General features: G+C 73.1%; 19 protein-coding genes. 6 read left to right on the forward strand and 13 right to left on the reverse strand.

Annotated features, from left to right (window positions below):
- Window positions 1-2: 2 nt before the first annotated feature.
- The 6 genes from ACFPCY_RS13100 to ACFPCY_RS13125 form a co-directional block, all read right to left on the reverse strand.
- On the reverse strand, window positions 3-1,181 hold the full coding sequence (locus ACFPCY_RS13100) for an acyl-CoA dehydrogenase family protein (protein WP_378254718.1): 1,179 nt from the start codon (window positions 1,179-1,181) through the stop codon (window positions 3-5).
- A complete protein-coding gene (locus tag ACFPCY_RS13105) occupies window positions 1,166-1,486 on the reverse strand; it encodes an acyl carrier protein (RefSeq protein WP_378254720.1) in 321 nt (106 codons plus the stop codon). The genes ACFPCY_RS13100 and ACFPCY_RS13105 overlap by 16 nt, the downstream gene beginning before the upstream one ends.
- Window positions 1,479-2,369, reverse strand: coding sequence for a 3-hydroxyacyl-CoA dehydrogenase family protein (locus ACFPCY_RS13110; protein WP_378254722.1), 891 nt, complete (start codon window positions 2,367-2,369; stop codon window positions 1,479-1,481). The genes ACFPCY_RS13105 and ACFPCY_RS13110 overlap by 8 nt, the downstream gene beginning before the upstream one ends.
- The gene (locus ACFPCY_RS13115) at window positions 2,357-3,172 is read right to left on the reverse strand and encodes a thioesterase II family protein (protein WP_378254723.1); all 816 of its coding nucleotides are present in this window, start codon (window positions 3,170-3,172) and stop codon (window positions 2,357-2,359) included. The genes ACFPCY_RS13110 and ACFPCY_RS13115 overlap by 13 nt, the downstream gene beginning before the upstream one ends.
- A gap of 98 nt (window positions 3,173-3,270) precedes the next feature.
- A complete protein-coding gene (locus tag ACFPCY_RS13120) occupies window positions 3,271-5,256 on the reverse strand; it encodes a type I polyketide synthase (protein ID WP_378254725.1) in 1,986 nt (661 codons plus the stop codon).
- Window positions 5,257-5,260: 4 nt separating this feature from the next.
- Complete coding sequence (locus ACFPCY_RS13125; RefSeq protein ID WP_378254727.1) at window positions 5,261-7,258, reverse strand: non-ribosomal peptide synthetase; 1,998 nt, start codon at window positions 7,256-7,258, stop codon at window positions 5,261-5,263.
- A gap of 376 nt (window positions 7,259-7,634) precedes the next feature.
- On the opposite strand from ACFPCY_RS13125, the gene ACFPCY_RS13130 reads away from it, so the two are divergent.
- The gene (locus tag ACFPCY_RS13130; protein WP_378254729.1) at window positions 7,635-8,612 is read left to right on the forward strand and encodes an NAD-dependent epimerase/dehydratase family protein; all 978 of its coding nucleotides are present in this window, start codon (window positions 7,635-7,637) and stop codon (window positions 8,610-8,612) included.
- A gap of 27 nt (window positions 8,613-8,639) precedes the next feature.
- Here ACFPCY_RS13130 and ACFPCY_RS13135 read toward each other — a convergent pair whose 3' ends face one another.
- On the reverse strand, window positions 8,640-8,846 hold the full coding sequence (locus ACFPCY_RS13135) for a DUF397 domain-containing protein (protein ID WP_378255156.1): 207 nt from the start codon (window positions 8,844-8,846) through the stop codon (window positions 8,640-8,642).
- A 9-nt stretch (window positions 8,847-8,855) separates the two neighbouring features.
- Complete coding sequence (locus ACFPCY_RS13140) at window positions 8,856-9,692, reverse strand: helix-turn-helix domain-containing protein (RefSeq protein WP_378254731.1); 837 nt, start codon at window positions 9,690-9,692, stop codon at window positions 8,856-8,858.
- 487 nt (window positions 9,693-10,179) lie between these two features.
- Between ACFPCY_RS13140 and ACFPCY_RS13145 the strand changes: the two genes are divergently transcribed.
- The gene (locus tag ACFPCY_RS13145) at window positions 10,180-10,887 is read left to right on the forward strand and encodes an ATP-binding protein (protein ID WP_378254733.1); all 708 of its coding nucleotides are present in this window, start codon (window positions 10,180-10,182) and stop codon (window positions 10,885-10,887) included.
- A 27-nt stretch (window positions 10,888-10,914) separates the two neighbouring features.
- Here ACFPCY_RS13145 and ACFPCY_RS13150 read toward each other — a convergent pair whose 3' ends face one another.
- A complete protein-coding gene (locus tag ACFPCY_RS13150; protein WP_378254734.1) occupies window positions 10,915-12,435 on the reverse strand; it encodes an SDR family oxidoreductase in 1,521 nt (506 codons plus the stop codon).
- A 148-nt stretch (window positions 12,436-12,583) separates the two neighbouring features.
- Between ACFPCY_RS13150 and ACFPCY_RS13155 the strand changes: the two genes are divergently transcribed.
- On the forward strand, window positions 12,584-13,726 hold the full coding sequence (locus tag ACFPCY_RS13155) for a phosphodiester glycosidase family protein (protein ID WP_378254736.1): 1,143 nt from the start codon (window positions 12,584-12,586) through the stop codon (window positions 13,724-13,726).
- A 15-nt stretch (window positions 13,727-13,741) separates the two neighbouring features.
- Here the strand turns inward: ACFPCY_RS13155 and ACFPCY_RS13160 are convergent, their stop codons facing one another.
- The gene (locus ACFPCY_RS13160) at window positions 13,742-14,389 is read right to left on the reverse strand and encodes an SDR family NAD(P)-dependent oxidoreductase (RefSeq protein WP_378254738.1); all 648 of its coding nucleotides are present in this window, start codon (window positions 14,387-14,389) and stop codon (window positions 13,742-13,744) included.
- The gene (locus ACFPCY_RS13165; RefSeq protein WP_378254739.1) at window positions 14,386-15,234 is read right to left on the reverse strand and encodes an oxidoreductase; all 849 of its coding nucleotides are present in this window, start codon (window positions 15,232-15,234) and stop codon (window positions 14,386-14,388) included. Before ACFPCY_RS13165 ends, ACFPCY_RS13160 begins: the two co-directional genes overlap by 4 nt.
- Window positions 15,235-15,324: 90 nt before the next feature.
- Here ACFPCY_RS13165 and ACFPCY_RS13170 point away from each other — a divergent pair, with 90 nt between their 5' ends.
- On the forward strand, window positions 15,325-16,137 hold the full coding sequence (locus tag ACFPCY_RS13170; protein ID WP_378254741.1) for a helix-turn-helix domain-containing protein: 813 nt from the start codon (window positions 15,325-15,327) through the stop codon (window positions 16,135-16,137).
- A gap of 180 nt (window positions 16,138-16,317) precedes the next feature.
- Window positions 16,318-17,526: an aminotransferase class I/II-fold pyridoxal phosphate-dependent enzyme gene (locus tag ACFPCY_RS13175; RefSeq protein ID WP_378254743.1), complete on the forward strand. Its 1,209-nt coding sequence runs from the start codon at window positions 16,318-16,320 to the stop codon at window positions 17,524-17,526.
- A 116-nt stretch (window positions 17,527-17,642) separates the two neighbouring features.
- Here the strand turns inward: ACFPCY_RS13175 and ACFPCY_RS13180 are convergent, their stop codons facing one another.
- Together ACFPCY_RS13180 and ACFPCY_RS13185 are read right to left on the reverse strand one after the other, a co-directional pair.
- A complete protein-coding gene (locus tag ACFPCY_RS13180) occupies window positions 17,643-20,117 on the reverse strand; it encodes an MMPL family transporter (protein WP_378254746.1) in 2,475 nt (824 codons plus the stop codon).
- Window positions 20,118-20,255: 138 nt separating this feature from the next.
- Window positions 20,256-21,404, reverse strand: a complete 1,149-nt coding sequence (locus ACFPCY_RS13185) for a GNAT family N-acetyltransferase (RefSeq protein WP_378254748.1) — start codon at window positions 21,402-21,404, stop codon at window positions 20,256-20,258.
- Between the two features lie 157 nt (window positions 21,405-21,561).
- On the opposite strand from ACFPCY_RS13185, the gene ACFPCY_RS13190 reads away from it, so the two are divergent.
- Window positions 21,562-22,542, forward strand: a complete 981-nt coding sequence (locus tag ACFPCY_RS13190; RefSeq protein WP_378254750.1) for an NAD-dependent epimerase/dehydratase family protein — start codon at window positions 21,562-21,564, stop codon at window positions 22,540-22,542.
- Window positions 22,543-22,780: the final 238 nt, after the last annotated feature.

Consider the following 22,780-nt stretch of genomic DNA (forward strand, 5'->3'; position numbering starts at 1 on the left):
GCTCAGCCGCCTCCCGCGCCGGACACCGCGCCGCGCAGCCCCAGCAGCTCGGCCAGGACGCCGCGCTGCACCGCCGACGTCCCGGCGTAGATCGGCCCGCCGAGCGCGTCCCGCAGCTCGCGCTCCAGGCCCCAGTCGGTCAGGTAGCCGCGCGCGCCGTGCACCTCGACGGCGGTCGCGGCGGCCTCCACGAGGCTCTCGCTGATGAAGACCTTGGCGATGGTGGCGTCCAGCAGCGCCATCCGGCCGCGCGCCTTGAGCCAGCCGACCCGGTAGAGGATCAGCCGGGCCAGCTCCAGCCGGATCTTCACGTCGGCGATCCGGTGCGCGACCGCCTGGAACGACCCGATCGGCCGGCCGAACTGGTCCCGCCCCGAGGCGTACTCCACGGACGTCTCCAGCAGCCGTTCCATCGCCCCGACGTGCGGGGCGAACATGAACGCCCGCTCCCACTCGATCGTCCCGCCGAACAGCGAGTACCCCGAGCCCTCCCGGCCCAGCAGGCAGGACGCCGGGACCCGCGCCTCGTCGAACCGCACCGCGCCCATCGGCGTCGTGCGCAGCCCCAGCTTGCCGAAGCGCCGCGACCGGTCGACGCCGGGCAGGTCCGCGGTGACGAGGAACGCCGACAGCGCGTCCTGGGCGCGGCCGGGCGGCCCGGTGCGCGCCAGCACGACGAACACGTCCGCCTCCGGGCCGTTGCTGACGAACCACTTCTCGCCGCGCAGGACGTAGTGGTCGCCGTCCCGCACGGCGGTCGTCCGCATCCCGAGGACGTCCGACCCGGCCTCCGGCTCCGACAGCGCGTGCGCGCCGATCAGCGCGCCGTCGCACATCGGCTTGAGGAACCGCGCCTTCTGCTCCTCTGTGCCGTGTTCCAGCAGGTAGACGGCGCAACCCCAGAGATGGTTGCCGATCGCGAAGACCAGCCCGTTGTCGCGGCACCCGTACCCGAGCGCCTCCAGCGCGACGATCGTCGTCAGCGGGTCCAGGCCCTGGCCGCCGTACTCGACGGGGACGGGCCAGCCCAGCACGCCGAACTCGGCGCAGCGCCGCCAGTCGCCGACGGGGAAGCGCGCCTCCCGGTCGCCGTCCGCGACGTTCCGGCCGAGTTCGCTCCGCGCGAAGGCGATCACTTCCTCGCGCAGCGCCCGCTGCTCGGGGCTCAGCGAGAAGTCCACGCACCGGCCTCCTCGGACTGCTCCGCCGCGCCGTTCCGGCGGTCCACGAAATCGGAGTGCTCCGCCGCGCCGTTCCGGCGGTCCACGAAATCGGCGATCGCCTCGACCGAACGGAAGTTCGCGATGTCGAGGTCGCCGCGGGCCACGGTGAGGTCGAAGGTCCGCTCCACCCACATCACCACCTGCACCGCGAACAGGGAGTTGACGTGCCCCTCGGCGAACAGGTCCTCGTCGTCGTCCACGGACGCGCCGCCCAGATGGGCGGAGACGAACCTTCGGACGGTCTCTCGGGTCGCGTCAGCCATCGCTCGCGTCCTTTCCGGGAAGCGACTCGTAGGTGTGGAAGCCCCGGCCGGACTTGCGTCCGAGCCGTCCCGCGCGGACCAGCTCGCGCAGCAGCGGGCACGGGCGGAACTTCGGATCGCCGAACTCCCCGTGCAGGACCTCCAGGGAGCGCAGCACCGTGTCCAGGCCGATCAGGTCGGCGGTCTCCAGCGGGCCCATGGCGTGGCCGAGGCACTCGCGGAACAGGCGGTCGATGTCCGGCGCGCCCGCCGTGCCCTCCGCGAGCAGGAAGACCGCCTCGTTCACGGTGAGCATCGCCACCCGGTTGGTCACGAAGCCCGGACCGTCCCGGACCACGACGCACCGCCGCCCGGCGCTCTCCAGCAGCGCGCGCGTCCGCGCGACGGTCGCGTCCGAGGTGTGGTGGCCGCGGATCACCTCGACGGTCGGCTTGAGGTGCGCGGGGTTCATGAAGTGCGTCCCGACGATCTCCGGCGCGCGGCGCGTGACGGACGCGACGCGCGTGATCGGGATCGCGGACGTGTTCACCCCGAACGGGACGCCCGGCGGGCACAGCCCGTCCAGCTCGGTGTGGACGCCGCGCTTGGTCTCCCAGTCCTCGGTGACGTTCTCGATGACGAAACCGGCCGTCCGGACGTCCTTGAGGTTCGTGGTGAACCGGATGCGCGCCGCCGCCTCGTCCGGGTCGGGCGCGGCGGAACCCGGCCGCACCAGCGGGGCCAGCCGCAGGTTCAGGACGATCTCGGCGCGGGCCCGCTCCAGGACGTCCTCGGTGAGGTCCACCAGGACGACCTCGTGGCCGTGCTCGGCGAACAGCTGCGCGATGCCCCTGCCCATCGTTCCCGCGCCGACGATCCCGACCCGGCCGGTCAACCGGTCCATGCGAACACTCCTCCGGACGTGCTGGACTGCTGGACGAGGGCGGCGCGGACGAGCCGGGGCGCCTCGCCCGGCCGCTCGCGGAAGTGGAAGTGGCCGCCGGGCAGGACGCGGAACGCGAACTTCCCCTGCGTGTGCCGCCGCCAGTCCCGGACGCGCTCCGGCCGGTTCCCGTCGTCCGCGCCGGTCAGCGCGAGGATCGGAACGTCCAACGGCTCGCCCGGCTCGAACTCGTAGGTCTCCAGGACGGCGAAGTCGGCGCGGTAGCGGCCGAGCACGGGAGCGAGCAGGTCCGGGTCGGCGCGCACCTGCTCGGGCAGCGCGCCCCACCGCCGCTCGATCTCGGCGAGCAGCTCGCCGTCCGGCAGTTCGTGCATCCGTTCGCGGACGGGCGAGAGCGGCGGCGCGGGACACGACGACACGCACAGCAGATCCGGTCGCCGCAGGCCCCGGGACCTCAGCGCGCGGACGACCTCGAACGCGACCAGCGCCCCCAGACTGTGCCCGAACAGGGCGAACGGGACGCCGTCCGTGCCGAACGTCACCTGCGACGCGAGCGCCTCGACGAGCGCGCCCATCCGCGTGGACGGCGGTTCGTCCGGGCGCGAGCCGCGTCCGGGGAACTGCACGGCGCTCACCCGGACGTCGGGGAGGTGATCGGCCCAGCGCGCGTACTCGCCGGGCATGCCTCCGGCGTGCGGGAAGCAGTACAGGTCGGCGCGCGCGTCCGGCGGCGGCCTGCGCCGCACGAGCCACCGCCCGCTTCCGGCCCTCGCCGCTCCTCCGCTGACCGCTCGTCCGCTCACGGCTCCTCCGCTCACCGGTCGTCCGCTCGCCGCTCCTCCGCTGACCGCTCGTCCGCTCGCGGCTCCTCCGCTCGCCACGCTCACACCTCCTTCAGCCGTCACCGCTGCTCCAGCAGGGCGGTGAACCGCTCGACCGTCGGCGCGCTCACCAGCGCCCGCAGGCCGAGGCCGTCCAGCTTGAAGATCTGCTGCGCGCGGACGACCAGCCGCGTCCCGGTCAGCGAGTCGCCGCCGAGGTCGAAGAAGTTCTCGTCGGGCTCGATGTCGTCCAGGCCGAGCATTTCGGCGAACAGGCTTGCCACGACCTCGCGCGTCCCGCTCGCACCGGTCTCCGCGGGCACCGGCGGAGCGGCCTCTCGCGGCGCGTCCGGTTCCACGAGGTAGCGGCGCCGCTGGAACGGATAGGTGGGCAGCGGCACGCGCAGGCGGCGGCCCTCGTGCAGCCGCTCCCACCGGACGGACGCCCCGCCCAGCCACCGCATCCCCACTTCGGCGAGCTCGCGCGGAACCTCCGAAGCGAAACCGGCGCGCGCCGCGGCGTCGGCGTCGGCGGTGATCAGGCGTTCATGACCGGGCTCGGTGAGCACGCGGATCGCGTCCTCACGCCCGTTCACCAGCGCGAACCTGCGGAGCGGCAGCTCCCGGCGGCCGATCTGCAACGTCCAGGCCACGTCCGCGAGGTTCAGCTCGGCGTGTTCCCGCAGGTGGTCGGCCAGCCGGACGGCCATCGCGTCCAGCGCGGCGGGGCTCCGCGCCGACAGCGGAAGCAGCTGCCAGGGCGCGGCCGGCCCGCTCGGCGCGGGAGCGGGCGCCTCCTCCAGGACGACGTGCGCGTTCGTGCCGCCCATCCCGAACGCGCTGACGCCCGCCCGCCGCGGAACGCCCCGCGGCGGCCGCCACTCCACCGCGCGCGTCGGCACCCGGAACGGCGTCGAGCCGAAGTCGATCGCCGGGTTCGGCCGGCGGAAGTGCAGGCTCGGCGGAATGATCCCGCGCTCCACCGCCAGGACGGCCTTGACCAGCCCGGCCGCGCCCGCCGTCGCGTCGGTGTGCCCGACGTTCGTCTTGACCGAGCCGATCCAGCAGGGTCCGCGGCCGTCGCGGAACACCCGGGACAGAGCCTCGACCTCGATCGGATCCCCGAGCGGCGTCGCGGTGCCGTGCGCCTCGACGTATCCGATGTCGCCGGGCCGGACGTCCGCGACGAGCTGCGCCGCCCGGATCGCCGCCGCCTGCCCCTCGACGCCGGGCGCGGTGTAGCCGACGCGGTTCGCGCCGTCGTTGTTCACGGCCGTCCCGCGGATGACCGCGTGGATGTGGTCGCCGTCGTCCACGGCGTCCGGGAGGCGCCGGAGGGCCACCAGGCAGACGCCGTCCCCGCCGACGATCCCGGCCGCGTCGGCGTCGAAGGTGCGGCACGTGCCGTCCGGGGACAGGATGCCGCCGACCGCGTACTGGCCGAGCCGCGGCGGGACGTGCACGGTCGTGCCGCCGGCGAGCGCGAGGTCGCAGTCGCCCGCCAGCAGCCCCTGCACCGCGACGTGCACCGCCACCAGCGAGGTCGCGCAGGCCGCCTGGACGGCGACGGCCGGGCCCCGCAGGCCGAGCTTGTAGGCGACGCGCGTGCCGAGGAAGTCCAGCCCGGTCGCCAGGCGGACGTCCCAGTCGGTCACGGACGGCAGGTCCCCGCGCCGCGACTTCAGGATCGCCGAATAGGCCGTCTCGCTGCCGCCCGCGTAGACGCCGATGTCGCCCCGGTGCCGTCCGGGGTCGTGCCCGGCCCGCTCCAGAACCTCGACGGCGCACTCCAGCAGCAGCCGGTGCTGGGGATCGGTGATCGTCGCCTCGCGCGGCGAGTAGCCGAAGTACTCGGCGTCGAACCGGTCCGCGTCGCGGAGCAGCCCGCCCGCCGGGACGTACTCCGTGCCGTCGGGCAGCGTGCGCGCCGGGAAGCGCGTGATGCAGTCGACCCCGTCGACCAGGTTCCGCCAGAACTCCTCCGGCCCGTCGGCGCGCGGGAAGCGGCACGCGATGCCGATCACCGCGACGTCCGCGCCCGCGTCCGCGCCCAGCTCGTCCGTCACCGGATCACCGCTCCCGCATCTCGGACGCCTCAGACGCCTCGGACGCCTCGGACGGCGCGGGCGCATCGACGCCCGAGGCGGCGCGACGCCGCCGCCCGAGCCGAGCAAGCCCGTCCCGCCTCCGCGCCCCCGCGCCCGAGCCCTCGCCCGCGTCCGGGCCCTCGCCCGGGCCTGCACCCGCGTCCTCGCCTGCACCCGTGCCCCTGCCAGCACCCGCGCCCGTGCCTGCGGGCTCGTCGGGGTGGTCCAGGTGGTGGGCGAGAGCGCGGACGGTCGGATGCTCGAACAGCTCGACGACGCGCGTGCGGACGCCGAGCGACGTCGCGATCCGGTCCTGCATGACGTGCATCAGCAGCGAGTGCCCGCCGAGGTCGAAGAAGTTGTCGAGCACCCCGACCTCGGGAAGCTCCAGCAGCTCGCACCAGAGCCCGGCCAGCGCGCGCTCGGTGGCGGTCTCCGGCGCCACCCCGGCGACGGGCGCGGCGGCCGAATCCGGATCGGGCAGCGCCTTCGCATCCACCTTCCCGTTCGGCGTCAGCGGGAGGCTGGGGAGCGGCACGCACGCGCCGGGCAGCATGTAGTCCGGCAGATCGTCCGCGAGGAACGCCCTCAGCTCCGGGAGGCTCGGCGCGGCGGCGCCCTCGCGCGGCACCACGTACGCCGCCAGCGTCGTGCCCCGATGCGCCACCACGTGCGCGGCGGCGATCGACGGGTGGCGCCGGACGGCCATCTCGACCTCGCCCGGCTCCACCCGGTGACCGCGGATCTTGACCTGCTCGTCGGCGCGGCCGAGGAAGTCGAGCGAGCCGTCCGGCCTGCGCCGCACGACATCCCCCGTCCGGTAGAGGCGCGCGCCGCCGAACGGGTCGGCGACGAAGCGCTCCGCCGTCCGCTCGGGCTGCCCGAGGTAGCCGCGCGCGACGCCGACGCCGCCGATGTACAGCTCGCCGGGCTCACCCGGCGGGACGCGCCGGAGCCGCTCGTCCAGGATGTGCGCGCTCGCCCCGGCGACGGGTCCGCCGATGTCGGGCGCGCCCTCGCCGTCCGCCTCCACGATCGACCAGGTGGCCAGCACCGTCGCCTCGGTCGGCCCGTACCCGTTGACCAGCGTGAACGGCACTCCCGGCGCGGGACGGGCGCGCAGCGCCTCGCCGGCCGCGACCAGGTAGCGGAGCCTCGCCCCGGACGGCCAGGGCAGCCCGAGCACGGCTTCGGCCAGGGGAGTGGCCAGCAGCGCGACGGTCACCTCCTCGCCGGCCAGCCAGTCCCGCAACCGCCGGGGCGACAGCCGCGTCTCCTCGTCCGCGGCGACGACGCGCGCGCCGCTGGTCAGGGCGGGCCAGACATCGGCCACCGAGACGTCGAATCCGGGCGCGTTGAGCATGGCGACCCGGTCGGCGGGCCCCAGCCCGAACTCGTGCCGATACCAGGAAGTGAAGTTCCCGAGGGCGCCGTGCTCGACCATCACGCCTTTCGGCAGCCCGGTCGAACCCGACGTGTACATGACATATGCGAGCTGGTCGGCCCGGACGGATTCGGGAGTTCCGGTCCCGCCCGAAACCCTTTCCAGATCGATGACGTAAAGCGCGGTGGGAAGCCGATTCGCGAACTCCCGCGTCGTGACCACGAGCCCGACCCCGGCGTCCTTACATATATGTGCCAGGCGTCCGGAAGGACTGCCGGGTTCGAGCGGAAGGTACGCCGCTCCGGCCCAGAGCACGCCCAACTCCGCGGCCACGAGGTTCGAGCCGCGCGGAAGGAAGACTCCGACAACTGTTTCGGCTCCGGCGCCGGCGTCCCGCAACCGTGCCGCGACCCCGGCCGCGCGCCCGGCCAGTTCCGCGTACGTGACCGTCCGGCCCGGGTCGTCCACCGCGGTCGCGCCGGGCGTGCGACGCGCCTGCTCGGCGACCAGCGCCGGAACGCGCCCGCAGTCCCGCTCCGCCGCCGCATGGGACGAGACGACACCGTCCCTGCGGCCGACCATCCACCCTGATGCCATGCGCGTCTCGCCCGACTACTCGCCGAAGGCCTCTTGTAAAACCCCCAACAGGCGTATCACGGCGTCGACAAACCCTGCCAAACAGGCATGAAATAGGCAGACTTTGGCCTCGGTCCACGTCAGACGGGGTGTCATCCGTCACTTGACCATTTATGTCCGCATCAGGCCACAACAAGTCATGAACCGGAATTTCAGGCCACCAAAATTCCGCCTCCGCCGACGGGAGAGAAAGACCGCTTCGCACGCCTCCGCCACCGGACCGAAAACCGCGCCTTTCACCGAAACCCTCGTCACCTGCCCGAGAGCGCCTGGAGACGGTTCCGGACCGGTGATCTACTGGCGCCATGGTGATCATCGATCCTCCCGGGACCGGACGGTGAGCCGCGTCCTGGTCACCGGCGGAACCGGATTCCTGGCGACGCACCTGATCGTCGCCCTCCTACGCGCCGGTCGGCCAGTGCGCACAACCCTCCGCTCACCGACCAGCGAATCCGACCTTCGCGCGGCCGTACGCCGCGGCGGCGCGGACGACACACCCCTCGAATGCGTCATCGCGGACCTGACATCCGATGACGGCTGGCCCGCCGCCGTCGCCGGATGCGAGGAGGTCCACCACGTCGCCTCGCCGATCCCCACCCGCGAACCGGACGACCCCGACGAGCTGATCGTCCCGGCCCGGGAAGGCACCCTCCGCGTGCTGCGCGCCGCCATCGACGCCGGCGCGCGCCGGACCGTCCTCACCTCGTCCTTCGCCGCCGTCCGCTACACCGCGGAGCCGACCACGGAGTTCACCGAGGAGCACTGGACCGACCCCGACACCCCCGGACTCTCCGCCTACGCCCGTTCAAAGGCGATAGCCGAACGCGCCGCCTGGGAGTTAACCGATCGCCACGGCACCACCGAACTCACCGTCCTCAACCCGACGTTCGTCTTCGGCCCGCCGCTCAGCCCGGACGTCCGCTCGTCCCTACGGCTGCTCAAAGCGATGCTCGACGGGACGACGACGCTCCTGCCCCGCCAACGCTTCGGAGTGGTCGACGTCCGCGACGTGGCCGACCTCCACCTCCGCGCGATGGCCGCCCCGAACGCCGCGGGCCGGAGATACCTGGCCGTGGCGGACGGCCCGACCCTGACCCACGTGGACCTGGCCGAAATCCTGCGCCGCCTGGGCCCCCTGGCGTCCCGCGTCCCGACCCGTCAAGAACCAGGCGAAGACCCGCCCCCGCTGGTCATCCGCAACACCCGAGCCCGCACCGACCTGGCCTGGAACCCCCGCCCCGCGGAAACGACCATCATCCAGACGATCGAGGGAATGCGCGCCCTAGAAATGCTCCCACCCGACCCGCAATCATGACCACCCGGCGCCCCCGACTCACCGGAGTCAGACGTTCGGCGTGCCGAGGCGAACAGCATCGACAAGCTCGGCAAACGTCTCGCGCGCCAACACCAGCACCGGCCCGGGAACAAGCTTCGAATCCCGCACAGCGATCTCGTCGTTCCGGGAGGCCGCCACTTCCACGCAGTCGTTGCTGCTGGTGGACCTGCTCGACTTCCGCCACACGAGATCCGCGTAAGGGGCGGTAGGCATCGGCACCCTCTACTCCTTGGCATAGGTCTCGATGAGCGCGACCGACTTCTCGGGGGAGAGGGCGGTCTCGAACAGACGCTCAAACGTCACCCTACAGCGGGAGACCTGCTCCTGGCTTTCCATGTAGACGCACCCGGACATGCCCTCGGAGTATGCGACATCGGGATCGGACTCCTCGAAAGAGAGGAGCACGAACGGCCCCTCGGCTCCGAGCAGGGTGTCCGTCTCGGTCGGGAGCACTCTGATCGTGACACTGCCTCCCTGGGAGGCCGCGACGAGCGCGTAGAGCTGTTCGCGCATCACGTCCCGGCCTCCCAACGGGCGGCGCAGCAGACCCTCGTCCAGGACGACGGTCAGCGTGGGCGCGTCACTGCGAGCCAGCACGGATTTGCGAGCCATTCGGGCCCGCACCCGGCGATCGACTTCCGCGGGCCGGTCGGGCCGCCCCGCGGAGATCACGGCACGCGCGTAGTCGGGAGTTTGGAGCAGGCCCGGAACGAACTGCACCTGGTAGGACCGGATTCGGGACGCCTCGTCCTCCAAACCGACGTACGAGCCGTCCCAGAGATCCGCGTAAGTGGTCCACCAGCCGCGCTTCTGCACATCGCGCGCCAGCTGGACGAGCGCGTCCCGGACCGGACTGGTGACGCCGAACAGGTCGAGAACGGCCGTCACGTCGGCCACGCTCGGTCGCGTTCGTCCGCTCTCGATCCGGCTGATCTTCGATCGGCTCCAACCGAGTCGGGTGACCACCTGGTCCGGGGTGAGTCCGGCGTGCTCCCGGTGCTGCCGCAGCTCGCGCGCCAGTCGGCGTCCTCGGACGGTCGGGGCGTGAAGCTCGGGCATGGAGAGTCTTCCTGTCGCTTGGTTCTGTGTCTGAAGGCCGTCGCCAGACGCGGTCAGACATCGGCAGCACAGCCAGTTTGCATGGGCGGCCTGATAATTGCACGGACTTCGTGACAGACGGTAGGCATCTGAGCGAGAGTGGTCACGACGAAGAGCGCCGCGCGGCCGGATCACTGGCCTGAGAAACCGTTCCGGCCGCGCGGCTTCAACCTCTCGAAGGAGGTGTGTCGCCAATGGTAGAGGTGCCGAAGGCACTGGCGACGGAGCTTGCCGGGTTGTCGCGAGCGACACCGGCTGCGCCAGGTCGCCCGGCCGCGGCGGTGCTGCCGCTGGTCAGGACCGGCTGGTATCGCGGACTGTCCCGCCAGGTCGCCCGGCTGCGGAGCATGTCGCGGCGGGAGCGGAAGCGCAGCGACAGGTTCGCGTGCCCGTACGAGTGCTCCGCGCCGGCGCTCGGCGAGAACACGTGGGGGCTGCGGGGTGGGACGTGCTGAACAGCGACATCCCCGTCCTGGCGGCCGGGCAGGCACGGGTGTTCCCCTTGCCGCCGGATCGGACGTGCGCGTCGGTGGCGCGCTCGTCCCTCTCGATCGTGATGCGCCAGATGGGACTTCCGGCCGACCTCGTCGACGACGGGGCGCTGATGGTGTCGGAGCTGAGCACCAATGCGCTGGTGCACGCCCGTGAGAACGCCGCGGAGCTGTGGGTGTGGGCGCGGACCAGCCCTCGTCCGGCCTTGGTGGTGTCGGTCTTCGACGCCGATCCGCGTCACCTGCCCGCGTCGGAGTGCCGGGGCCTGCTCGCCGAATCGGGGAAGGGACTGGCGATCGTGGCCGCGCTCGCCGAGGGGACGGGCGCGCACCGCAGCAGGTCGCGGCTGCGGCCGTGCCCGGTCAGCGGCAAGGCGGTGTGGTTTTCGCTGGCGCTGCCGGACGACCGGCCGGCGCCCTGCGAGACGGTCACGCCGCTGCGCGCCGTGCATCGGCTCGTGGCCGGGCTGTGCGTGCGCGGACTGTTCCCCAGGCAGATCAGTGAGGACGGGGCCTCAAGCGTCGCGACGATCGAGGAGTTGCGCGTGGAGATCACCAGCACCCACTACACCTGGCGTGCCGCGGACGGTGAACCGGTGCGTGTGCCGCTCGCCGATGCACAGGACGCCGTTGAGGCCGTCATCGCTCGTATTGACACGGCCTGAACGTTCTTAGGCCGGTGAGGCGGGGCGTTATGGGGTCGGGGCGGGGGTGGGTGGGTGGTTGTTTGGTGGGGGGCGTTCGGCGGCGCGGGCTATGCCTCGGCACATCTGGCCGAAGACTCGGTTGTGGAAGGGCTTGAAGGCGCGCCAGTACAGGTGGCCGGGGAAGCCTTGCGGGTGGTAGAGGGCGCGTTGGGTGTAGCGGACGCGGCCGTCGCGGTCGTCCACGCCTAGTTCGAGCCAGGCCAGGCCGGGGAGGCGCATCTCGGCGCGGAGGCGCAGGAGGCGGTCGGGCTCGATCTCCTCGACCCGCCAGAAGTCGACCGTCTCGCCGATGCGGAGGCGGCGCGGGTCGCGGCGGCCCCGGCGGAGGCCCACGCCGCCCACCAGCCGGTCCAGGACGCCCCGGACGCTCCAGGCGAGCGGGAACGAGTACCAGCCGTGCTCGCCGCCGATCGCCTCGATGACCTCCCACAGGCGGTGCGGCGAGGCGTGCACGTCGCAGACGCGCTCGTCGCTGTAGAGGCTGCCGCCCGCCCAGTCCGGATCGGTCGGCAGCGGGTCGCTCGGGGCGCCGGGGACGCTCGCCGACGACCAGCGCGTCGCGACGTCCGCCTCCCGGACGCGCCGCAGCGCCAGCGCCACCGCCTGCTCGAACCCCGCCAGCCCGTCGTCCAGTGGGGTGATGTAGCGGGCGATGTCGTGCTCGCGGCAGACCACCTCGTTGCGCAGCGACTCCACCAGCGGGCGCGCCAGCCGTCCCGGCACGGGCGTGAGCGCCCCGACCCACAGGCTCGACCACCACGGGCTCAGCACGGGCACCGACACGATGAGGCGCTTCTTCAGCCCGGCGACCGCGGCGTACCGCAGCATCATGTCCCGGTAGGTGAGGACGTCCGGACCGCCGATGTCGAAGCCCCGGCTGACCTCGGCGGGCAGGTCGGCGGACGCCACCAGGTAGTGCAGGACGTCCCGGATCGCGATCGGCTGGATGCGCGAGTGCACCCAGCGGGGCGTGACCATCACCGGCAGCCGCTCGGTCAGGTACCGCAGCATCTCGAAGGACGCCGACCCCGAGCCGATGATCACCGCGGCGCGCAGCCAGACGGCGGGCACGCCGGAGTCCAGCATGATCCGGCCGACCTCGGCGCGCGACTCCAGGTGCGGTGAGAGCTCCTCTTCCGGGGCCATTCCGCCCAGGTAGACGAGCCGTGCCACGCCCGCGTCCTCGGCGGCCTCGGCGAACGTGCGGGCGGCGCGCCGGTCGGTGTCGCTGAACCGGCCCTCGCCGCCGATCGCGTGGATCAGGTAGTAGGCGACGTCCACGCCGTCCAGGGCGCGGCGGGTCGGCTCCGGATCGGTCGCGTCGGCCTCGACGATCTCCACGCGCTTCGCCCACGGATGGTCGCGGACCCGCTGCGCCGACCGGACCATGCAGCGAACCCGGAACCCGGCGTCCAGCAGCTCGGGCACCAGCCGGCCGCCGATGTAGCCGCTGGCGCCCGTCACCAGGCAGAGCCGTCCGGCGGACGTCTCCGCAGGTCCTTCCATGGAACGTGACATCGAACGGCCCGTACCCGAGGCCCGCGCGCGGCACGCCGGGGCCGACCTGTTCTTTGCCCTCCCTCGACGCGCGGCCGAAGGAGGCCACGGACCGCGCTCCGCGTGTCGCGCGGCCGGGCGCCGATCTTGCGCCAGCATGGGCCGCGTGCTGATGCGGATCATGCTCGCGCTGGCCCTCGCGCCCGCCCCGCCCCCCGCCGCCGAACTGCGGATCGCGCCCGGCGTCACCCTCCGCGACGTGCGCGACGGGCAGATCACCGGAAAGCTCCTCGAAATCGACCTGCGCCGCGCGCGGACGGGATTGCTCCGACCGCCGTCCGGCACTCCCCGCGCTCCCGTCTCCGAGATGGTGAACCGGGCGCGCGCCGTCGCCGGCGTCAACGGCGACTTCTTCGACATCTCCGAGCGAGCCCATCCGGGCGTGCCCGAGACGTTCGCCCCGGACGGCCCGGAGGTGACCGCCGGACGCCCGATCCGCGCCGCCGTCCCGGACGGCCAGCGCTTCGGCCCCGCCGCGCCGCCCGGCACGTCCGGCACGGTGATCGGCGTCGACCGCCGCGGCGTCGGCCGGATCGCCCGCCTCACCCTTTCCGGGACGATCCGCACGGGCACCCGGACGATCCCGCTGCGCGGCCTCAACCAGTACGCCCTCCCAGTCGGCGGCGTCGGCCTCTACACCTCCGCCTGGGGCTCCGCCTCGCGCGCCCGCGCGTTCTGCGGCACCGACCTGTCCCGCAACGCGCCCTGCACCGCCGACACCGCCGCCGTGCTCATCCGCAAGGGCCGCGTGACGTCCCTGGCCGACCCTGGCGGCGCTCTCCCATCCGGCACGAGCCTCCTGCTGGCTCGTGACGAACCCGTGACCAAACTGCGGGCCTTCCGCGTCGGCCAGAAAGTGCGGGTCTCCGCCACGCTGACCGGCCCGGTCCGCTTCCGTTACGCACTCGGCGGCCTTCCGCTGCTGCGCCACGGCGAGCCCGCCCCCAAGCTGGACGCGCGCACTCGCAGCTCCCGCACCGCCGTCGGTCTCGCCCCGGGCGGACGCCGCATGTACGTGATCGTCCTGGACGGCCGCCACGAGACCGGCTCCGGCGAGACCATCGCGGGCGTCGCCGACCTGCTGCGCCGCCTCGGCGCGCGGGACGCGTTGCTCCTGGACGGCGGCGGCTCGTCCACGCTGGCCGCGCGCATGCCGGGCGAACCGTCCGCCACCGTCCGCAACACCCCGTCCGAAGGCCGCGAACGCCCCGTCCCCAACGGCCTCGCCGTCTACGGCTGACGCCTCGGAAGGACGTCAGCGTAGGACGACCAGGGGCTGGTCGCGGTCGGTGTGGCGACGCCACAGTTCGCCCGCCACCGCGTCCGGCTCGTGGTGGGCCCCGGGGCCGATGGCGCCCACGATGGTGACCTGCGCGGCGTGGACGCCCTGGTCGGCCAGGGCGTCGTGCAGCATCCGGACGTAGGCCGACTCGGCCGCGTAGGCCACGCCGGACACCGCGCGGTCCCGATGCGGCTCGACGGCGGCGCCGCCGGTCGTGAACAGCAGGGTGCCGCGTCCGCGCCGCACCATGTCGGGCACGACCGCCCGGACGACCGTGGCCGCGGCGACGACGCTGAGCGCCAGCGCGTTCTCGACGTCGGACGGCTCGGTCTCCAGGACGGGCTTGATCCACTCCAGGCTCGGTCGCGGGCTGAACAGCACCGCCTCGATCGGGCCGAGCCGTTCGCGCAGCCGGGCGATCGCCGCCGTCAGGGCCTTCGCGTCGGTGACGTCGGCGGTTTCCGTCGCCGCGGACGGACCGTCCGCGGCGATCTGCTCCAAGCGCTCCGCGTTGCGTGCGACAAGTCCGACGGGATGGCCTTCGCGGCCGAACCGGCGGGCCGCCGCGGCGCCCACTCCCGGTCCCGCGCCGATCACGACGAACGCTCCCACGGCGCTCACGCTCCCTCCAGGTCCGCACTTCTGGTCAGCGGTTCGTTGGCGTCGATCTCGGTCCGGAGCCGGTCGAGGCGGTTTCGGGCGCCGGCCAGCGCGTCCGAGCCGAGCAGGAGGCGCAGCGGCGGCGCGTCCGCGTCCACGACGGTGGCGATCGCCGCGGCGGCCCGCACCGGATCGCCGGGCTGGCGTCCCGACACCGCCAGCGTGGAGTCGCGGCGCTTGCCCGCGGTCTGCTCGTAGTCGTCCATCCGCACCGGCGACCGCCGCATCGAGGAGCCCGCCCACCGGGTGCGCAGGCCGCCCGGCTCGACGATCGTCACCGCGATCCCGAGCGGCGCGACCTCCGCCGCGAGCGACTCCGACAGCCCTTCGAGCGCGAACTTCGTGGCGTGGTAGTACCCGGTCGCCGCGAAGGCCGCCAGCCCGCCGAAGGACGAGACGTTGACGATCCGTCCGCTCCGCCGGGCCCGCATACCGGGCAGCACCGCCTTCAGCATCGCGACCACGCCGTGGACATTGGTGTCGAAGAGCGCCCGGATCTCGGCGTCCTCGCCCTCCTCGACCGCGGCCAGATAGCCGTACCCGGCGTTGTTGACCAGGACGTCCACCCGCCCGAACCCCTCCTCGCAAGCCCGGACGGCGGCGGTCACCGAACCGGGGTCGGTGACGTCCAGCTCCAGCGGCAGCGCGCGATCGCCGTAGCGGGTCGCGAACTCCTCCACCGCCTCCCGGTTCCGGGCGGTGACGGCCACCCGGTCGCCGCGTTCGAGGGCATGCTCGGCCAGGGCGCGCCCGAGGCCGCTGGAACATCCCGTGATCAGCCAGGTCTTCGTCGTCTCGGAAGTCATGCCTTTATCCTCACCGGACGTCTTGGAACGTGCCATTCCCCGTTGAGGGTGGCTCTCCGAGGGTCACCCTGGACGGCTAAGCTCGTTCCGATGGCACGTGACGACAACGAACTCGGCTCGTTCCTGCGCAGCCGCAGGGAGAGGATCGACGCGGCCTCCGCCGGAGTCGTGGACAGCACCCGGCGGCGCGTCAAAGGCCTGCGCCGCGAGGAGCTGGCGCTGCTGGCCGGGGTCAGCCCGTCCTACTACACCCGGCTGGAGCAGGGCCGCGACCGGAACCCTTCGCGGGAGATCCTCGAAGCGCTGGCCCGCGTCCTGCGCCTGGGCGACACCGAGCGCGCGTACCTGTGGTCCCTGGCGATGCCCCCGCTGCCGCGGACCGCGCCGCCCGCGCAGACCGTCCGGCTGGGCGTCCTGCACCTCCTGGAACGCTGGTCCGACCTGCCCGCCTTCGTCGTCAACCCCCGCCGCGACGTCCTGGCGGCCACGCCGCTGGCCGGCCGGGTCAACCCCGCCTGGGCTCCGGGCCACAACCTGGTCGAGTTCACCTTCCTGGACCCGAGGGCGCGCCGGACCTATCCCGAGTGGTCCGAGATCGCCGTCCAGGCGGTGGCGGGCCTGCGCGCCACCGCCGCGACCCGTCCCGCCGAGGTGGACGACCTGGTCGAAACCCTGCGGACCCGCAGCGACACCTTCCGCTCCCTCTGGGACTCCCACGACGTCTACGACCGCGTGATCGGCCAGAAGCGACTCGACGTCGAAGGGCTGGGGACGCTCAGCCTGAACTACGAGACCTTCCCCCTGACCGGCCCGGAAGGCCACGTCCTCTACGTCTACTTCCCCGACCCGGACTCCCCGGCCGACCAAGCCCTCCGCGCCCTCGCCCGCGGACCTCGCGACTGAGAGCGCCGTCCGGCTCGTCGCCCGCACCGCGCGGCGGCCCGCTCGGGTGATCAAGGTTCGGTGAGGTGATCAAGGTTCGGTGGGGTGGGGGCAAAGGCCGCCGTCGCGGAGTGTGGCCCCGGCGATCCCGGTAATGATCTTGAAGGCTGGGGACGGGCCGAGGCCGGGGGGACGGTTGCCATGGTGGATGTCTTCGACAAGTGTGTCCTGCGGTCCGACCATGAGATGGCCGCCTCGCTGGGGATCTACCCCTACTACCGGCCGGTGCAGGCCCGGCCCGCCGCCGGGGAGGTCGTGATCGACGGCCGGACCCTGGTGCTGGCGTCGAGCAACGACTACCTGGGCCTGTCCGGCGATCCGCGGCTCGCCGAGGCCGCGGCGCGCGCCGCGGGCGAGCTGGGATGCGGCAACGGCAGCAGCCGTATCGCCACGGGCTCGCTGGCCCTGCACGAGGAGCTCGAAGGGCGGCTCGCCGAGTTCGTCGGGTTCGAGGCGGTCATGGTCGTCTCCACCGGCTACCAGGCGAACCTGGCGCTGGCGCCGCTGCTGGGGCCGCGCGAGACGGTGGCGGCCGACCTCGACGTCCACGCGTCGGTGATCGACGCGGCGCGGCTCGGCGGGACGCGGTTGCGGCGGTTCCGGCACAACGACGCCGCGCATCTGGCCCGGCTGCTGGAGCAGACCCGGCCGGACGCGCCGCGCGTGGTCGTGACCGAGGGGATGTTCTCGGTCACCGGGGACGTCGTGGACCTGCCCGGCATCGCCGAGGTGGCGCAGCGGTACGGGGCCAGGCTCGTGGTCGACAGCGGCCACGACCTGGGCCTGCTGGGCGCCGGCGGACGCGGCGTCGGCGAGCACTTCGGGATGCAGCCGGCGATCGACGTGCAGACCTTCGCGCTGTCGAAGACGCTGGGGTCGCTGGGCGGCGCGGTCGCCGGCCCCGAACGGGTGATCGCCTACCTGCGCAACCGCGGACGGGCGGCGCTGTTCTCGGCGTCCCTGCCCCCGTCGTGCACCGCGGCGGCGCTGCGCGCCCTGGACATCGTCGCGGACGAGCCCGAGCGCCGCAGCCGCGTGGCCGCCGTCGCCGAGCGACTCAGCACGGGCCTGGCGGAGCTCGGATTCGCCACGCCGGTCACGAGCACGCCGATCATGGCGGTGCCGATCGGCGACACCCTCACCTGCCTCCAGATGGCGGCCGGGCTGCTGGACTGCGGCGTGTTCGCGCTGCCGATGGTGGCGCCGAGCGTCCCCGAGGGGCAGGCCGTGATCCGCCTGGGCGCGACCGCCGCCCACACCGACGCCCAGGTGGACCGGATCCTGGAGGCGTTCGCCACCACCGGACGGCGCCTGGGCCTCCTCGAAGCCCTGGCCGCAGCGGAAGGCTGACCGAGCCACGGCCGCAGCACGGCTGACCGAGTTCTGGCCGCGGCCTGGTTGAGCGAGTACTGGCCACGGCAGGGCTGGGCTGGGCTGGGCTCACCGAGGAGCGCCACGGCTGCGCGTCAGTGGCCGGGCTCGGTGGCCGGCGCGGTCGAGGGCGTCCGGATCCGGCGCGGCCAGGGCGTCCACCAGTTGGCGCGTCCGGCCAGGCGCATCACGGCCGGGACGAGCAGGGCGCGGATCAGGGTGGCGTCCAGGAGCACGGCGACCGCCAGCCCGACGCCGATCATCTTCAGCAGGGCCAGGGACGACGTGGCCATCGCCGCCATCACGACCGCGAAGATCACCGCGGCGGAGGTGAACAGCCGTCCGGTGTTCTGCAGGCCGGTCGCGACGGCGGTGGTGGTGTCGCCGCAGCGGCGGTACTCCTCGGTGATCCGCGACAGCAGGAAGATCTCGTAGTCCATCGACAGCGCGAAGGCGATGCAGAACAGCAGCGCCGGGACCAGCACGTCGATGTGGCCGGTGACGCTGAAATCGCCCACCAGCCACCGCAGATGACCGTCCTGGAAGATGTAGACCAGCACGCCGAAGCTGGCCGTCAGGCTGAGCGCGTTCATCAGCACGGCCTTGACCGCCAGGACCACGCTGCCGGTCAGCCCCGCGACCAGCGCGAACGTGATCAGCGCCACCGCGCCGAGCCCCATCGGCAGGGCGGCGGCGATGGGGCCGCGGGTGTCGGCCAGATGGGCGCCCGGCCCGCCGACCAGTACCGGCCCGGGGGCGGGCAGCCGCCGCACCTGCTGCGCCAGGTGCCCGTTGACGGCCGAGTAGGGCTCGTAGGCGGTCGCGACGGCCAGCCAGGTCCCGGCCGGGCCGGTGAACCGCGCGGCCGTGGAGGCGGGCGGTGTCGCGGCGAGCGCGCCGTCCGGGCTCGGACGGGTCTCGCGCGTGGTGGTCCGGGCGGTGGTGTCCGCGGTGATCCGGTCGTCGGGCGGGACCGCGGTCGTGTCGGGGACGCGCGCGCCGCGCGTGTAGGAGCCGGTGGCCGTCCGGACGGACGTCACGCCTCGCAGCGCCGACAGCCGCCGGGCGTACCCGTCCAGCTCGGCGGCGTCCGCGCCGAGGTGCAGGTCCGGCAGGAGGACGGTGGTGGCGGCGATGGTGCCGCGCGCGTCGAAATCGCGGCGCAGCTGCTGGGACGCGTGGCTGGCGGCGGACTGCGGCGGCAGCAGCCGGTCGTCGAAGACACCGAACCGCACGCCCAGGAACGGCGCGCCCATCGCGGCCAGCACCAGGACGGTCGGCACCGCCACCCGCCACGGCCGCCGCATGACCAGCAGAGCGATCCGGGACCACACGCCCGTCCCGGCCGAGGCGGGCGCAGGCGAGCCGGGGCCGGGCGAAGCAGCGGTGAGCGGGGCGGGCGTACCGGACAGCGCGGGTCGGCGCCGCCGGAGCCGGACGGGGAGGCTGTTGACGCGCGCGCCCAGCAGCACCAGCGCCGCGGGCAGCACCAGCAGGCTCCCGGCCGCCGCGACGACGGTGACGGTGATGCCGCCGTAGGCGATCGAGTGGTACATCGGGAACGGGAAGACGAGCAGGCAGGTCAGCGCCAGGGAGACGGTGGCCGCCGAGTAGGCCATGGCCCGTCCGGTCGTGCTCATCGTGATCCTGACGGCGTCCGCGCTGGCGCGTCCGGCGGCCAGCTCCTCGCGGAAGCGGGTGAGGATGAACAGGCTGAAGTCGACGGCCAGCGCGAAGCCCAGCGCCGTGGTGATGCTCATCGCGAAGACCGAGACGCTGGTCAGCTCGGTCAGCAGCCGCAGCACCGCCATCGTCACGGTGATCGCCAGCACCCCGACCAGCACCGGCAGCACCGCGGCGAGCAGGCTGCCGAACACCAGCAGCAGGATCGCCAGGCTCAACGGCGCGGCGATCAGTTCGGCCGCCGCCAGGTCGTCGGCGCTGCGCCGCTGGGTCTCCGCCTTCACCTGTGCCTCGCCGGTCACCGCCGCCGTCAGCGGCCCGTGCCGTCCGTTGAGGACCGATGCCAGGCGGTTCGCCGCGGCCACCCGCTGCATCTCCGTCCCCGCGAGCCGGGCCAGGATCAGCGCGGACCGGCCGTCCCGGCTGCGCAGCGACGGCCGGAGCTCCATCGGCTCCGTCCAGTAGGACGTCACGCGCGTGACGCCGGAGGCGCCGGCCAGCAGCTCGGTCAGGCGGGTCCCGGACGCGGTGGCGGCGGCGTCGTCCACCCCGGCCGTTCCGCGCGCGACCACGACCAGGTCGGGGGAGCCCGCCCGGAAGCCCGCTTCCAGCCGGTGGTCGGCCGTCTCGAACGGCGCACCGAACGCCGTCGTGCCGCCGGGGGACAGCCGGTCGTGGACGCCGTACCCGGTGACCGCCGCGACGGCCAGGCAGACCGCGGCGAGCGCCAGCACCACCACCGCGTGCCGGATCACCACCCCGGTGACCCGCGCCCCCCACGTCGCCGCCCCGGACGGCCGCCCCCCGGACGGCCGCCCCCCGGACGGCCGACGTCCGAACGGGCCCTCGGACGGAGCCCGGTCGGGTCCGGAACCAGTGTCGTTCATCGCATCCCCCCGGTTGATCACATCGACAACCGTGGGCCACGCTCGTCCCGCGCTCGTTGATCAGCTCTGTTCGGATGAGCGAATTTGGCGCAGAGCTGGCCAGATCATGAACGCGTGAACGATCGATCGCGGCATCGACTAGAGGTCCCGCCGCCAGAGCCGGTGGACCTTGGTGCGCCGGCAGCCGAGCCGGGCGATGGTGCGGTTGACGGACGTGTTGTCCTCCAGCGTCCAGCCGATCTCGGCGCTGCGCATGCCGAGGCCGAGGCCCGCGGCGGCCAGGCGTTCCACCAGGATCGCCTCCACGCCGCGCAGGCGGTACTCGGCGGCCACGCCCAGCGCCAGCACGCGGCCGTGGTCGATCGAGCGGACGGCGCGCAGGGCACGCGCGGTGCGCACGACCGGCGGGGCGCCGCGCGCCGCCGCCAGGGCCCGGTTGACGTCCGGGACCGCCAGCAGCGTCCCGACCGGACGTCCGCGAACTTCGGCGATCAGCAGGAACTCCGGGCGCGCCCAAGGCCGCAGGCGGGTCGCCAGGTCCGTGAACTCGCGATCGCTGAAGGGCTGCATCCCCCAGAGGGGACTGACGGTGGAGTTGAACAGCGACCGCAGCCGAGCGACCTCGGCTCGGAAATCCCTCAGCTCCAACGGCCGCACCGTCACGCCGCCGCGCGCGGCACGTTGCGCGATCTTGGAGATGGCGTCCGGCAGCGGATTGCCGTCGGCCGTCCACTGCCAGGAGTACAGGTCCTTGGCCTTGACGAGCCCGCATCCCTCCAGCAACGCCGCGTGGTAGGACGGGTTGTAGGCGCTCATGACGACCGGCGGCAGGTCGAAACCCTCGATGAGCGTGCCGCACTCGTCGCTGGTGGTGAAATTGACCGGGCCGGTCATCGCGACCAGCCCGCGCCCGCGCAGCCAGTCTCCCGCCGCCCGCACCAGCGCGGCGGCGGCCTCCGGATCGTCGGCGCACTCGAACTGCCCGAAGAACCCCTCCCGGTCGCGGTGCGACTGCGGCGGACGGTGATTGTGCACCGCGGCGATCCGGCCCACCACCTCGCGACCGCGGTGGGCCAGGAAGAGCGCGACGTCCGCGTGGTCGAAGAAGGGGTTGCGGCGGCGGCTCAACCGGCGCCGGCAGTCGCCGCGCCGCGGTGGAACCCACAGCCGGTCGTCGCGGTACAGCCGGTAGGGCAGAGCGACGAACGCCGCCCGGGAGGCGGCGCTCCGGACCGGCGTCACCGTGACCCCGTCCGCGACGGCCGATCTGACGAAAAAGGGCAGCATCGGCAACACCACTCCCAGTAGCGAAAGATTCACCCGATATCCAGGAGATGCACAGGTCAGAGCGCCGCTAAACAATGATCGGCTACGCACTGTTACGCTCTGGCCCGGCCGGGACATGATCATCTTTCCGGGGCTGTGCGGCAGGGAGAGGTCGGAGATGGGGCACGAGAAGCTGGCGCTGGTGACCGGCCCGGGCGGCTGCGTCGGCAGCGCCGTGGCCGCCGCGCTGCGCGCCGACGGGTGGACGGTGCGCGGTCTCGTCCGCAGGCCGTCCGACCCGTCCCTCATCGACCAGCGTCACGTCGGCGACCTGACCCGCCCGGCGTCGCTCTCGGGGGCGAGCAGGGGAGCGCGACTGGTCGTCCACACCGCGGCGATGCTGAGCGACTGGCGCCCCGGCCCCCGCATCTGGCAGGTCAACCGGGACGGCACGCGCGCACTGCTCGAAGACGCGCTGCGCTGCGGCGTCCAGCGGTTCGTCTATCTCAGCACGGTGGACGTGTTCGGTTTCAACGGCCGCACCACCATCAGCGAACGCTCACCGCGACGCTGCCCGGCGTCCGCCTACTCCCGGTCCAAGCTCGCCGGCGAGAACCTGGCCTGGTCCTACCTGCGACGCGGCCTGGACGTCACCGTCGTCTACCCGACGTGGGTCTTCGGCCCCGGCGACCGGCACCTGCTTCCCGAACTGGCCGGGAACCTGCGGAACGGCCGGCTCGTCCACCTCGACCACGGCCGGGCGCCCCTGGAACTGACCTACAGCCACAACCTGGCCGAAGCGATCGTCCTGGCGGCGACCACCCCTTCGGCCGGCGGCGAAGGCTACGTCGTCGGCGACTCCTACGGCCTCACCACCGGCCGCTTCTTCGACCTTCTCGCCGAGCACATGGGGGTGCCGCCCGTCCGCAGATCCCTCGGCTACCGCACCGCCATGGCCGCCGCGGCTCTGTCCGAAACGGCCGCGGCACTGCGCCGCCGACCCACCCGTCCGATGCTCACCCGCTACGCCGTCCAGTCCATCGCCGCAGGCACCCGCTACGACCTCAGCCGCATCACCGCCTTGGGCTACAAGCCCCGCACGAACATCCACGAAGCCTTGCGAGCAACCCTCGCCACCTGGCCACCCCAATCCCCCTAGTGGCGAAGCGGGTGTCCCCTCTGCAAAGCGCCGAAGTGAAGTTCCGGGGTTGAGCGTCCGGTATCTCGGCGACGGCGCGGGCTGCTCAAAAGGCCGGGTGGCTTTTGAGAGGTGTCGACATGTTTTTGAGGTGTTTTCTAGTTGAATGAGTGATGTCGGCGCGGGCTTGATGGCTCGCCCTGCTTTATGGTTTGTGGTTCTCCGGCGCCATTGGCGAGGGGGCCCGGGCGCTGGTTCG

The sequence above is a fragment of the Actinomadura gamaensis genome, assembly GCF_042652125.1.
GTDB classification, from domain to species: domain Bacteria; phylum Actinomycetota; class Actinomycetes; order Streptosporangiales; family Streptosporangiaceae; genus Spirillospora; species Spirillospora gamaensis.

Bases quoted from the DNA above. Each gene is read 5' to 3' on its own strand.
- ACFPCY_RS13105 (WP_378254720.1), bottom strand. From the start codon at position 1,486: ATGGCTGACGCGACCCGAGAGACCGTCCGAAGGTTCGTCTCCGCCCAT.
- ACFPCY_RS13110 (WP_378254722.1), bottom strand. From the start codon at position 2,369: ATGGACCGGTTGACCGGCCGGGTCGGGATCGTCGGCGCGGGAACGATG.
- ACFPCY_RS13125 (WP_378254727.1), bottom strand. From the start codon at position 7,258: ATGGCATCAGGGTGGATGGTCGGCCGCAGGGACGGTGTCGTCTCGTCC.
- ACFPCY_RS13135 (WP_378255156.1), bottom strand. From the start codon at position 8,846: ATGCCTACCGCCCCTTACGCGGATCTCGTGTGGCGGAAGTCGAGCAGG.
- ACFPCY_RS13140 (WP_378254731.1), bottom strand. From the start codon at position 9,692: ATGCCCGAGCTTCACGCCCCGACCGTCCGAGGACGCCGACTGGCGCGC.
- ACFPCY_RS13150 (WP_378254734.1), bottom strand. From the start codon at position 12,435: ATGGAAGGACCTGCGGAGACGTCCGCCGGACGGCTCTGCCTGGTGACG.
- ACFPCY_RS13155 (WP_378254736.1), top strand. From the start codon at position 12,584: ATGGGCCGCGTGCTGATGCGGATCATGCTCGCGCTGGCCCTCGCGCCC.
- ACFPCY_RS13165 (WP_378254739.1), bottom strand. From the start codon at position 15,234: ATGACTTCCGAGACGACGAAGACCTGGCTGATCACGGGATGTTCCAGC.
- ACFPCY_RS13170 (WP_378254741.1), top strand. From the start codon at position 15,325: ATGGCACGTGACGACAACGAACTCGGCTCGTTCCTGCGCAGCCGCAGG.
- ACFPCY_RS13175 (WP_378254743.1), top strand. From the start codon at position 16,318: ATGGTGGATGTCTTCGACAAGTGTGTCCTGCGGTCCGACCATGAGATG.
- ACFPCY_RS13180 (WP_378254746.1), bottom strand. From the start codon at position 20,117: ATGAACGACACTGGTTCCGGACCCGACCGGGCTCCGTCCGAGGGCCCG.
- ACFPCY_RS13185 (WP_378254748.1), bottom strand. From the start codon at position 21,404: ATGCTGCCCTTTTTCGTCAGATCGGCCGTCGCGGACGGGGTCACGGTG.
- ACFPCY_RS13190 (WP_378254750.1), top strand. From the start codon at position 21,562: ATGGGGCACGAGAAGCTGGCGCTGGTGACCGGCCCGGGCGGCTGCGTC.